The organism is Streptococcus sp. Marseille-Q0941 (assembly GCF_943736975.1).
In the GTDB taxonomy this organism is placed as follows: Bacteria; Bacillota; Bacilli; order Lactobacillales; family Streptococcaceae; genus Streptococcus.
The window spans coordinates 167,466-180,661 of the sequence record NZ_CALSFO010000002.1; the positions used below are offsets into that span (position 1 = coordinate 167,466).

Annotated in this window: 4 protein-coding genes and 3 pseudogenes; all 7 read left to right on the top strand. The window is 41.1% G+C overall.

The window, feature by feature from the left end; genetic code table 11:
- The first annotated feature begins 111 nt into the window (after window positions 1-111).
- The 7 genes and pseudogenes from NGI26_RS01620 to NGI26_RS01640 all read left to right on the top strand — a co-directional run bounded on the left by NGI26_RS01620 (window position 112) and on the right by NGI26_RS01640 (window position 13,078).
- Window positions 112-1,860 (top strand): glycoside hydrolase family 13 protein, encoded by a 1,749-nt coding sequence (locus NGI26_RS01620; protein WP_251935348.1) that lies wholly within the window; start codon window positions 112-114, stop codon window positions 1,858-1,860.
- A gap of 446 nt (window positions 1,861-2,306) precedes the next feature.
- Window positions 2,307-2,454: pseudogene (locus tag NGI26_RS09290) on the top strand (YSIRK-type signal peptide-containing protein); the annotation flags it as partial.
- A 242-nt stretch (window positions 2,455-2,696) separates the two neighbouring features.
- Window positions 2,697-8,567, top strand: a pseudogene (locus NGI26_RS01625) (Ig-like domain-containing protein); the annotation flags it as partial.
- Between the two features lie 27 nt (window positions 8,568-8,594).
- Window positions 8,595-9,119 (top strand): annotated as a pseudogene (locus NGI26_RS09235) (SIALI-17 repeat-containing surface protein); the annotation flags it as partial.
- A 262-nt stretch (window positions 9,120-9,381) separates the two neighbouring features.
- Complete coding sequence (gene murD / locus NGI26_RS01630; RefSeq protein WP_251935201.1) at window positions 9,382-10,734, top strand: UDP-N-acetylmuramoyl-L-alanine--D-glutamate ligase; 1,353 nt, start codon at window positions 9,382-9,384, stop codon at window positions 10,732-10,734.
- A gap of 1 nt (window position 10,735) precedes the next feature.
- Window positions 10,736-11,794, top strand: coding sequence for a UDP-N-acetylglucosamine--N-acetylmuramyl-(pentapeptide) pyrophosphoryl-undecaprenol N-acetylglucosamine transferase (locus tag NGI26_RS01635; RefSeq protein WP_251935203.1), 1,059 nt, complete (start codon window positions 10,736-10,738; stop codon window positions 11,792-11,794).
- A gap of 9 nt (window positions 11,795-11,803) precedes the next feature.
- A complete protein-coding gene (locus NGI26_RS01640; protein WP_251935206.1) occupies window positions 11,804-13,078 on the top strand; it encodes a cell division protein FtsQ/DivIB in 1,275 nt (424 codons plus the stop codon).
- Window positions 13,079-13,196: the final 118 nt, after the last annotated feature.

The window sequence follows — 13,196 nt, forward strand, 5'->3', positions numbered from 1 at the left end:
GCTGTTCTCTTGTCAAATTTGACCAACTATTGCAATTTAAGTCTTAAAATAGTATACTAGTTCTATTATTCATGAAAACGTTTGCGTTTTATTGATTTTAGGAGACAAATGATGGAATTGACAGCCATTTATCATAGACCAGAATCAGAGTATGCTTATCTTTACAAAGAAGGTCAGCTGCATATCCGAATCAGAACCAAGAAAAATGATGTCCAGATGGTTATTTTGCATTATGGAGATCCTTTTATTTTCATTGAGGATAAGTATGAAGCTAAGAAAGAAATGACCAAAGTAACCTCAGATGCCCTATTTGATTATTGGCAGGTCACGGTCTCTGTTGATTTTGCACGCATTCAGTATCTCTTTGAACTCCTTGATAAAGAAGGTCAGGGAATCTTTTATGGAGATAAGGGTTGTGTAGAACATACGCAAGAAAACTTGGATGCTGAAGGAAATGGCTTTAAGCTTCCTTATGTTCACGAAATCGATGGGTGTCAGGTTCCTAGTTGGGTCTCAAATACCGTTTGGTATCAGATTTTCCCAGAACGCTTTGCTAATGGAAATCCTCATTTGACTCCAGATGGAGCTCGAGAGTGGGATGCCACCATTGCACCTAAGAGAGATGACTTTTTCGGTGGAGATTTACAGGGAATTATCGACCATTTGGACTATCTGAAAGATTTGGGAATCACTGGCCTTTATCTATGCCCGATTTTTGAAGCTACGACCAATCACAAGTATGATACAACGGATTATTTTGAAATTGACCGTCATTTTGGAGATAAGGAAGTCTTTCGTAGTTTAGTCGAGGAAGCCCACAAACGTGGCATCAAGATTATGCTAGATGCTGTTTTCAATCATATTGGCTACCAGTCTGCCCAATGGCAGGATGTTCTAAAGAACGGAGAAAAGTCCCCTTATAAAGATTGGTTCCATATTCAAGAATTCCCAGTTACTGAGGATAAACTTAAGAGCCCAAGAGAGCTCCCTTATCATACCTTTGCCTTTGCTAGCTATATGCCCAAGTTGAATACAGCTAATCCGGAGGTAAGGGACTATCTTCTCAGTGTTGCGACTTACTGGATTGAGAATTTTGATATTGATGCATGGCGCTTAGACGTTGCCAATGAAATTGACCATCAGTTCTGGAAAGATTTTAGAAAGGCGGTTCTAGCTAAAAAGCCTGATTTGTATATTTTAGGTGAAATCTGGCATACTTCTCAGCCTTGGCTACAAGGGGACGAGTTCCATGCAGTTATGAACTATCCACTCTCTGAAAGTATCAAGGATTATTTCTTGCGTCAGCATAAAAAGACGGAGCGGTTTATTTCAGAAATCAATCGCCAGTCTATGTACTACAAGCAACAAATCTCAGAGGTAATGTTTAACCTGTTAGATTCTCATGATACAGAGCGTATCCTTACAACTGCCAAAGGAAATATCCAGCATGTCAAGGCTGCTTTAACTTTCCTCTACCTTCAAAAAGGGACTCCTTGTATCTATTACGGAACAGAGCTGGCTCTAATAGGTGGACCAGATCCTGACTGCCGTCGTGTCATGCCTTGGGACCGTGTGTCTGAGGATAATGACATGCTAAATTTTATGAAACAGTTGATTCAAGTCCGTAAGGAAGCGGCAAGTATGATTCAGCATGGTTCATATAGCTTGCAAGAAGTGAAACCTCATGTTCTAGCATTGAAATGGAGCTATGAAGGAAAAGAAGTTCAAGCCATCTTTAATCAGTCTTCTGAGAAATATACTTTAGATAGAGATTCTGTTGATTTAGCCAGTCACTGCGAGCAAGAAGATGGACAGCAAGTCATCTTGCCAGATGGATTTGTGGTTACTGTTTCGAAATAAAGCCATCAACTTGAACAAGTATCAAGTTCTAAAAAGAAGTCATTATTTGATTTTAGATGCATAAAAAAGCCAGAGAGAGTGGGACAGAAATCGGTAATTCGTTAGAATTCAATTTCGTCGTCCCACCTCCGCACAGTTGAGTAGGGCTGTAAAAGCTGATGAAATCAGCGTAGTAGAGCCCACTCAACCACTGCGTCTTGCTCGACAATCCAAAGACAATTGAGAGGCTAGGACTTTTGTCCCAGCCTCTTTTGTAATTTTCATTAAATGTACATTCAGCTTTTTATAATTTTCTACAAATTATAGAAAAAAGAATCAAAAGTATGAGTTTTACAGTCATAGTATTGAAGTTTCCTATATTATTTTATAAAATAGAAGTAATCATTACAAAACAAGTATAGCGCTTTCAACAAAAATGGAAGCGGTTACTTAATAAGGAGAATCCTATGGGAAAAGACTATTGGAATCGCAAAAGTATCTATAGCATCCGTAAATTTACGGTAGGGACATGCTCGGTACTTATCGGGACATGCTCTGTTTTATTAGGAGCAAATCTAGCTACTGTAAATTCTGTTTCTGCCGATGAGACACCAGTCGCTGTAGCTACAGAAAATGTGGAGAAAGAAACACCTAAAGACCAAGTTACGGAAGCAAAAGTTTCAGAACAAGCTGTACCAACAGAACCTGTTACTAGTGAAGTAGTTGGAACTGAGCATGAAGTAGAGAAAAAAGAAGAAATTCCATCTACTTCCGATAAAAAAGAGATTTCAGCTTCAGAAAAGCAGGCCCCAGCTCTTACTCAAGACCAATCTGCTCAGACTGAAAAACCTGAGCTTAAACCTGCAACTAATGATGAGGTTAAACAGTTGATTGAGGATAGAAAAGTAGAATTCAACCAAAACTGGCATTTCAAGCTCAATGCCAATGCTAAAGATGCAGTCAAGCCAGATACCGATGTTTCTAGTTGGAAGAAATTAGACCTTCCTCATGACTGGAGTATTTACAATGACTTTGACCATGACTCACCTGCCCAAAACGAAGGTGGCCAACTAAATGGTGGTGACGCATGGTATCGTAAGACCTTTAAGCTAGACGAGGAAGACCTTAATAAAAATGTTCGCATCACCTTTGATGGTGTTTACATGGATTCTCAGGTTTATGTAAATGGCCAGCTAGTTGGTCACTATCCAAATGGTTACAACCAATTCTCATATGACATCACTGACTATCTCCATAAAGACGGTCGCGAAAATGTCGTAGCAGTACATGCAATCAACAAACAACCAAGTAGCCGTTGGTACTCAGGAAGCGGAATTTACCGTGATGTTACCCTTCAAGTCACAGATAAGGTCCATGCTGAGAAAAATGGAATAACGATCTTAACGCCAGACCTTGAAAAACAACAGAAGGGCAAGGTAGATACTCATGTAACAAGTAAGATTGTCAATACTGACGATAAAGATCATGAAATTCTTGCTGAGTATCAAATCATTGAACGAGGTGGTCAGGCTGTTACTGGATTGGTTCGTACAGCGAGCCGTACCTTGAAAGCACATGAATCAACAAGTTTAAATGCTATTTTGCAAGTTGACAAACCAAAACTTTGGACAGTCCTCAATGATAAACCGGCCCTTTATGAATTGGTGACTCGTGTCTATCGTGATGGCCAGTTGGTCGATGCTAAGAAAGATTTGTTTGGTTACCGTTATTACAACTGGACACCAAATGAAGGCTTCTCTTTGAATGGTGAACGCATTAAATTCCACGGGGTTTCTCTTCACCATGACCATGGAGCTCTAGGAGCTGAAGAAAACTATAAAGCAGAATACCGTCGTCTTAAACAGATGAAGGATATGGGTGTGAACTCTATTCGTACAACCCACAACCCAGCTAGTGAGCAGACTTTACAGATTGCTGCTGAGCTTGGTTTGTTGGTCCAAGAAGAAGCCTTTGATACTTGGTATGGTGGTAAGAAACAGTATGACTACGGTCGCTTCTTTGACAAAGATGCTACTCACCCAGACGCTAAGAAAGGTGAAAAATGGTCTGATTTTGACCTTCGTACCATGGTTGAACGAGGAAAGAACAACCCTGCTATTGTTATGTGGTCTATCGGTAATGAAATCGGTGAAGCAGACGGAAAACCTCGTTCTCTAGCAACAGTTAAACGCTTGGTTCAAGTTATCAAGGCTGTTGATAAGACACGCTATGTCACTATGGGAGCAGATAAGTTCCGTTTTGGTGATGGTAGTGGTGACCATGAAAAGATTGCCAATGAACTTGATGCCGTTGGTTTTAACTACTCAGAAGATAACTACAAGAAACTTCGTGCGAAGCATCCAAATTGGTTGATTTACGGTTCTGAAACTTCCTCAGCTACTCGTACACGTGGAAGTTATTTCCGTCCAGAACGTGAATTGGTCCACAGCAATCAGGCCTACCGTAATTACGAGCAATCAGACTACGGAAATGACCGTGTTGGTTGGGGTAAAACAGCTACAGCATCTTGGACTTTTGACCGTGACAATGCAGGTTATGCAGGTCAGTTCATCTGGACAGGTACGGACTATATTGGTGAACCTACTCCATGGCACAACCAAAACCACACACCGGTTAAAAGCTCTTACTTTGGTATCGTAGATACAGCTGGTATTCCAAAACATGACTACTACTTGTACCAAAGCCAATGGGTTTCTGCTGAGAAGAAACCAATGGTTCACTTGCTTCCTCATTGGAACTGGGCAAATCCTACTCTAAAAGAGAATGTAGCGGATGCAGATGGTAATATTCCAGTCCGCGCCTATTCTAATGCTGCAAGTGTAGAACTATTCTTGAATGGTAATACTCTAGGCAAGAAGACATTTACTAAAAAACAAACAAGTGATGGACGGACTTACCAAGAGGGTGCTAAACCTAATGAACTTTACCTTGAATGGAAGGTTGCTTTTGAAGCTGGTACTTTAGAAGCAGTAGCTCGTGACGAAGCTGGTAATATCATTGCTCGTGATAAGATTGTGACTGCTGGAGAACCTGCAGGGGTTCGTTTGGTCAAAGAAGAAAATGCTATTGCAGCTGACGGAAAAGACCTCACTTATATCTACTACGAAATTGTTGATAGCAAAGGTAACGTAGTTCCAACTGCCAATAACCTTGTTCGCTTCCAGTTACATGGACAAGGTCAGATTGTCGGTGTGGACAACGGGGAACAAGCTAGCCGTGAACGTTACAAAGAACAAGCAGATGGTTCATGGATTCGCAAAGCCTTTAATGGTAAGGGTGTTGTGATTGTCAAATCAACGGAGCAAGCCGGTAAATTCACCTTGACTGCCCACTCTGATTTCTTGAAATCTGGTCAAACAACGATCTTCACAGGTAAAAAAGACCAAGCAGAAAAAACAGTTTTAGGAACAGAAGTGCCTAAAGTACGTACAGTTATTGGTCAAGAAGCGAAAATGCCTTCAAAAGTAGCATTTATTTATAGTGATGGTAGCCGTGCAAAACTTCCAGTAGAATGGTCAGCAGTTAATGTCAACCAATCAGGGATCTTTACTGTTAAAGGTGTGGCAGACGGTCGTGATGTAGAAGCGCGTGTTGAAGTCTTGGCCCTCGAAACAGAATTACCGGTAGTTAAGAGAATTGCACCAACTACAGATCTAAGTACGGTTGACCCATCTGTTACCTATGTATTGTCAGATGGTACTGTAGGAAGTTATGATGTTGATAAGTGGGAAGTTGCAGCAGAAGATCAAGCTAAATTGGCTATCCCAGGCTCTCGTATCCAAGTTAAAGGAATTTCAGGTGATGACCAAATCGATGCGACCTTTGTAGTCGCAGAAGGTCAAGCAGCTACTCCGGTAGTACCGACTGTAACTGTAGCTGACCAAGCTGTAGAAGGTCTTTCAACTGACCAGCCAGTTCTCTACCATAAACTTGCTTATGGAACTGCTTTACCTGAAGTCAAGGCTTTGGCTGAAAATGCGCAAGTGACGGTTATTCAAGCGAACGAAGCAAATGGTATGCGTGCAAGTATTTATGTTCAACCAAATGATGGTGGAGCACTTCAAACCTATGCTATCCAATTCTTACAAGAAGCTCCGCAGATTGAACGTTTGAGCCTAGAAGTTGAAAATGCAGCTGCACTGAAAGAAGACCAAACAGTTGGTATCAAGGTATTGGCTCACTATCAAGATGGTACACAGGCAGAATTGAAGGCTGACAAGGTAAGCTTCTCTACATCAGGTCAAGGAGACGTAGCTGTTCGTAAAGGTATGCTTGAATTGCATAAACCTGGTCAAGTAACTTTGAAAGCTCAATTTGAAGGAGCAGAAGGTCAGATTGACTTGAACATCCAAGCAAACACTGAAAGTAAAGTTGTCCAAGCCATTCGTCCAGTTAGTGTCGTGACAGGTTTGAACCAAGAACCAAGTCTACCTGAGACAGTAACTGTAGAGTACGACAAAGGATTTCCAAAAGTTCACAAGGTGACTTGGCAAGCAGTTGCTAAGGAAGACCTTGCCAAATACCACAGCTTTGATGTTAAAGGTAAAGTAGAAGGAATCGAAAACGAAGCTCATGCAAAAGTTTCTGTAGAAGGTATCATTGCAGTCGAAGAAGTAACGACAACAACTCCTGTTTCAGAAGCTCCTCAATTGCCAGAAAGTGTTCGCACTTATCACTCAAACGACCAAGTATCTTCAGCTAAGGTGACTTGGGATGCTATTGACCCGAGCCAATATGCACAAGAAGGTAGCTTTACAGTGACAGGACATGTGGAAGGTACTCAACTACCAACCAAACTTCATGTTCGTGTTTCTGCACAGACAGAAACTGGTGCTAACATTTCTGACCAGTGGACAGGTTCTGAGTTGCCACTTGCCTTTGCATCAGACTCAAATCCAAGTGATTCAGTAGCTAATGTTAATGACAAATTAATCTCATTTAATGACCAACCAGCAAACCGCTGGACAAACTGGAAACGTACAAGTGAAGCATCCGTGGGAATTCTCTTTGGTGATTCTGGTATCCTGTCTAAACGTTCTGTTGATAACCTTAACGTAGCTTTCCACGAAGACCACGGTGTCGGTGCACCTAAGTCTTATGTGATTGAATACTATGTAGGAAAAGATGTTCCAACAGTTCCTAAGAACCCAAGCTTTGTTGCTAGTGAAGACCACGTCTTTAACGATGACAATAACTGGAAACAAGTGACAAATCTTAAAGCTCCAGATCAAGTGAGAGCTGGAGAAATGACTCACTTTAGCTTTGATAAAGTCAACACCTACGCAGTTCGCATTCGTATGGTTAGACCAGATGGTAAATGGGGTACTTCCATTACAGAAATGCAAATCTTCTCTAAACAAGTAGCTGCAGCTAAGAAAGCTCAAGCTCAAATCCAAGTAGATGGAAAAGATTTGCCAAACTTTAACCCTGGCTTGACTGACTATTATTTAGAAGCTAAGGAAGATAAAGTACCAACTGTAACAGCAAGTGTATCAGATAATGGTATTGCTACAGTGATTCCAAGCGTACATGAAGGTGATCCAGTTCGTGTTGTAGTTAAGGCTGAAAATGGAGATATTCTAGGAGAGTACCGTCTACACTTTACAAATGATAAGGACTTGCTAGCAAGTAAACCGCTAGTTGCCGTTAAATCATCACGCTTGGTTGCTAAGGGCCATGCTCTTGAGCTACCAACGAAAGTGGGCGTTTATTTCACAGGTAAAGATGGCTATGAAGTCAAAGATTTAGCCGTTGAATGGGATGCAGTTCCAGCTGAAAACTTAGCGAATGCTGGTGAATTTACAGTTCATGGTCGCATTTTGGGAACGGATTTAACTGCTGAAGTAGCGGTACGTGTGACTGATAAACTTGGTGAAAATCTTTCAAACAACCCAGAATTTGATGACGATAGTAACCGTTCATTTGCTTCGGCAACCAATGATATTGATCCAAATTCTCATGACCGTGTGGACTATGTTAACGATGGTTCAGATGATGAAACTCGTCGTTGGACTAACTGGTCTCCAACTCCATCTGATAATCCAGAAGTTTCAGTAGGGGTTATCTTTAGAGAAGCTGGTAAGATTGTTGAACGTACAGTCGCTGAAGGAAGTATTCGATTCTTCTCAGACGGCGGAACAGACGCACCTTCTAAACTAGTCTTAGAGCGTTATGTAGGACCAGAATTTGATTCACCAGAGTACTACTCTAACTACCAACCATACGATCCAGAACACCCATTCAACACTCCTTCTAACTGGGAGAAAGTTGAATACCGTGCGGATCAAGAGATTCAAGCAGGAACTGATATCCATGTAACCTTTGCTCCAGTTAAAGCTAAGGCTATGAGATGGCGTATGGAGAGAAAACCTGATACCAAGGGTGTAGCTATTACAGAGATGGCCTTTATCGCTCCAAGTGAGGAACCTAAGGATAGTACAGCTGCCAAACTTCTTGTGGATGGTAAAGAGATTGCTGACTTCTCTGAAGATCGTGTGGATTACCAAGTAACCTACCGTGGAAATCGTCCTAAAGTAACAGTAGAAGCTGGCGAACAAGTTGCAGCAACTGTTGTTGATAGTGGTGATGATAAACTTCCAGTCTTGATTCATCTTGTTTCAGAAAGTGGTAAACATATTAAGGAATATCGCATTCAATTGACGAAAGCAGATGCTGAAAGCGCTAAGACAGAACCAGCTGTACACGAAGTTCCAGAGTTCACAGGTGGTGTGAATGGAGAAGAGGCAGCAGTTCACGAAATTCCAGAATACACAGGAGGCGTGAATGGAGAAGAACCAGCAGTACATGAGGTTCCAGAGTTCACAGGTGGCGTGAATGGAGTTGAAGCAGCAGTTCACGAAGTTCCAGAATACACAGGCGGTGTGAATGGAGTTGAACCAGCAGTTCATGAAGTTCCAGAATACACTGGAGGCGTGAATGCAGTCGAAGCAGCTGTCAATGATGTCCCAGAGTATAAAGGTGGAGCTAATGCAGTCTTTGCAGCAGTTAACGATGTACCGGAATACACAGGTGGTGTAAACGGAGCTGAAGCAGCTGTCAATGATGTCCCAGAGTACAAAGAGAATCAATCTCTTGTAACACTCGCTATGTCACAAGACAAGACTTATCAGGCGCCTGCAAGTCGTCAAAATATTCTCCCAGAAACAGGTACGAAGGAAAATACTACTCTTGCAACAGCAGGTGTTATGGGAATGCTCCTAGGTTTGTTTGCAATGGGAAAGAAAAAAGACGAAGAATAAAATAAACTGACATTATTTAGATTATAGAGATTGGACTAACAATCCAAACTCATCTAAAAAAGTGGACAAACTAGTTGTGAGAAAAAGAACTAGACCTTGTCCGCTTTTTTAATACTTCTTCGTATCAAAACAGACTTAAGAAAAGATGTTACAGTTGATGAACGACTTTCCATATCACAAAAAACAATTAAGAAAGCCCTTTGTGGCTTTTTTATTTTCATAAAAATGGTAAAATAGTAAGAGTAGAAATGGAGTTCTAGATATGAAACGAATTGATCAATTTGAAAATAAGAAAGTATTAGTCCTTGGTTTAGCCAAATCTGGTGAGTCGGCAGCTCGTCTTTTGGACAAGCTAGGTGCTATCGTTACGGTTAATGATGGCAAGCCTTTTGAGGAAAATCCAGCAGCTCAAAGCCTTTTGGAAGAAGGTATCAAGGTTGTCACTGGTGGACATCCTTTGGAATTGTTAGATGAAGATTTTGCCCTCATGGTAAAAAATCCAGGAATTCCTTATAGCAATCCTATGATTGAAAAAGCCCTAGAAAAAGGCATTCCAGTATTGACAGAGGTTGAGCTAGCTTACTTGATCTCAGAAGCACCAATTATCGGTATTACAGGTTCTAATGGTAAGACTACGACTACAACTATGATTGGAGAAGTTCTGACTGCTGCGGGGCAAAATGGACTTTTGTCTGGAAATATCGGTTATCCTGCTAGTCAAGTTGCTCAAACAGCAACTAATAAGGATACCCTTGTTATGGAACTTTCTTCTTTCCAATTGATGGGAATCCGAGAATTCCATCCAGAGATTGCTGTCATTACCAACTTGATTCCATCTCATATTGACTATCATGGTTCTTTTGAGTCCTATGTGGAGGCTAAGTGGAATATTCAGAACAATATGACAGAGTCAGATTATCTAGTTTTGAACTTTAATCAAGAATTAGCTAAGGACCTTGCGACAAAGACAAATGCGACTGTAGTTCCATTCTCAACACTTGAAAAGGTTGACGGAGCCTATCTTGAAGATGGTCTTCTCTACTTCCGTGGTGAAAAGGTCATGGCAGCTGATGAGATTGGTGTTCCAGGTAGCCACAATGTGGAAAATGCTCTTGCAACTATTGCCGTTGCTAAACTTCGTGGTGTTGACAATGAAACCATCAAAGAAATCTTGTCAGCCTTTGGTGGTGTTAAGCACCGTCTCCAATTTGTAGACCAAATCAATGGAGTAAAATTCTACAACGATAGCAAGTCGACCAATATCTTGGCAACTCAAAAAGCCTTGTCTGGATTTGACAATAGCAAGGTTATCTTGATTGCAGGTGGTTTAGACCGTGGCAATGAGTTTGACGAATTGGTACCAGACATTACTGGACTTAAGAAAATGGTCATCCTTGGTCAGTCTGCAGGGCGTGTGAAACGTGCGGCGGATAAGGCTGGTGTTGCTTATGTCGATGCGACAGATATTGCTGATGCAACTCGCAAGGCCTATGAACTTGCAGAAGAGGGGGATGTCGTTCTCCTCAGTCCTGCTAACGCAAGTTGGGATATGTATGCCAACTTTGAAGTGCGTGGAGATCTTTTCATCAACACTGTGGCGGAGTTAAAGGGATAATATGAAAAAAATAGTCTTTACAGGTGGGGGAACGGTTGGACACGTCACCCTCAACCTTTTGTTAATGCCCAAGTTCATCGAAGATGGCTGGGAAGTCCACTATATTGGTGATAAACATGGGATTGAGCATCATGAAATTCTCAAATCAGGTTTAGATGTTACCTTCCATTCGATTGCAACAGGGAAATTGCGTCGTTATTTCTCATGGCAAAATATGGTTGACGTCTTTAAGGTTGCTTTTGGAATTCTACAATCGCTTTTTATCATGCTTCGAATTCGTCCCCAAGCCCTCTTTTCTAAGGGTGGATTTGTATCTGTTCCGCCTGTTATCGCAGCGCGACTATGCAGAGTACCAGTCTTTATCCACGAGTCTGACCTCTCCATGGGCTTGGCCAATAAAATTGCCTATAAGTTTGCGACTAAGATGTACTCTACTTTCGAGCAAGCGTCTAGTCTCACTAAGGTAGAACATGTAGGAGCTGTGACCAAGGTTTCTGGTCCAGTTATGGAAGAACCTGAAGAAATGATGGATATCCGAACTTCTTTCAACGACAAGTTACCAACTCTTCTTTTCGTCGGAGGTTCTGCTGGGGCGCGTGTCTTTAACCAATTAGTTACAGATCACAAGGAAGAGTTAACTAGTCGCTACAATATCATCAATCTGACAGGTGATGCTAGTTTAAATGAATTAAGTACGAATCTTTATCGAGTTGATTATGTGACGGAACTCTATCAACCTCTCATGAATATGGCTGATGTGGTCATCACTCGTGGTGGTGCTAATACCATCTTTGAACTCCTTGCTATGGCTAAATTGCACGTTATTGTGCCACTGGGCCGCGAAGCCAGTCGTGGAGACCAGATTGAAAATGCAACCTATTTTGTGAAGAAAGGCTATGCGGAGGAGGTGCAAGAGAGTGATTTGACTTTGTCAACTTTAGAAGAAAAAGTAAATCAACTCTTGACCAATAAAGAGATTTACCAAAACACGATGAAGGGTTCTCAGGAATTAAAATCTGTGGCAGATTTTTATGAGCTACTCAAAAAAGATTTATCATAAGGAAAATTGATGTCAAAGGATAAGAAACAAGAGCCAACTCAAGGCAAGGAATTGTCAGAGTGGCAAAAACGAAATCAAGAATATCTTCAAAAGAAAGCTGAAGAAGAAGCAAAACGCGCTGAAGAAGAAGTTCGTGAAAAAGAAGAACAAGTATCGGAGTCTTCTGAGAGTGATCAGGAATTGTCAGAATGGCAAAAACAAAACCACGAGTATTTGAGCAAAAGAACGGAAGAGAACTCTACGAGTTCTGAAAAAGTGGATGAAGAATCTGATGAAACGGAAGAGAAGGATTCGATCTCAAGTGATGAGACTCCAAATCAAGAGGAGGATGTAGAGGAAACGAAGACTCCTCAAGAAGACTTGGAGAATCCGGAACAGGTAGAGGATGAAAAGGTTGACACAGAGCCTAAGAAGGAAAAAAAGGTAAAAGCCAAGAATAAGGCTCCTAAACCTCCCATTCCTTCAATACATATCTGGAGAGCGGTTACGATACTCGTTCCTAGCTTTATCATCTTTTTTTTGTCTATTTATCTTCTAAGCCCTCTGGCCACTATGAAACATATTGAAGTTACAGGGACGGTTCAGACAAGTGCTGACAAGGTCAAAGAAGCTTCTGGCATTCGTGACAGTGATTATACGATTAGCTTGTTCTTGAATAAAGATAAGTATGCTGACAAGGTCAAATCGAATCACTGGATTGAATCTGCTAAGATCACGTATCAATTCCCAGTTCACTTCACTATTGAAGTGAAAGAATTTGAAATTGTAGCCTACTCTGTTTCTGGAGATAGCCATTATCCAATCTTATCTAGTGGAAGCGTTGAATCAACAGCTGTTAATGCGGATAATTTACCTGAGAAATATATATCTGTTTTATTTAACGATGAGGAACAGATCAAAAGCTTGATTTCTCAGTTAAATGATGTTAGCCCAGAAATTAAGCAAGAGATTGAGAAGATTGAATTGGCACCAAGTAAAGTAACCAGTGATCTTTTAAAGATTACCATGTATGATACAGATGAAATTTTGGTGCCCTTATCAGAGCTAGGGAAGAAATTACCCTACTATAGTAAGATAAAACCGCAGTTAACAGTGCCTAGTGGTATTGACATGGAGGTTGGTATCTATAGCTATAGTCTAGTGGATAAGGCTCTGGATGACGAAAGAATCAAAGCCAAGGAAGAGGAAAAGAAAAAACAGGAAGAAGAGAAGAAAAAACAAACGGAGCAACAAGGAAGTCAGGGTCAAACGACACAAACCACTCAAACGACACAGAGTCACTAAGCTTCAAATGATTTTACTTAGTTCGATGCTTGCTCCCCTTGTTGACGAACTCAGTTACTTGTTTTTACTTGACAAGACCCACTTTAAATAATAGAATAGTAAAAAACCTTTAAAGCAG

Coding starts and splice junctions, on each gene's coding strand:
- NGI26_RS01620 (WP_251935348.1), top strand. CDS start 112: ATGGAATTGACAGCCATTTATCATAGACCAGAATCAGAGTATGCTTAT.
- murD (WP_251935201.1), top strand. CDS start 9,382: ATGAAACGAATTGATCAATTTGAAAATAAGAAAGTATTAGTCCTTGGT.
- NGI26_RS01635 (WP_251935203.1), top strand. CDS start 10,736: ATGAAAAAAATAGTCTTTACAGGTGGGGGAACGGTTGGACACGTCACC.
- NGI26_RS01640 (WP_251935206.1), top strand. CDS start 11,804: ATGTCAAAGGATAAGAAACAAGAGCCAACTCAAGGCAAGGAATTGTCA.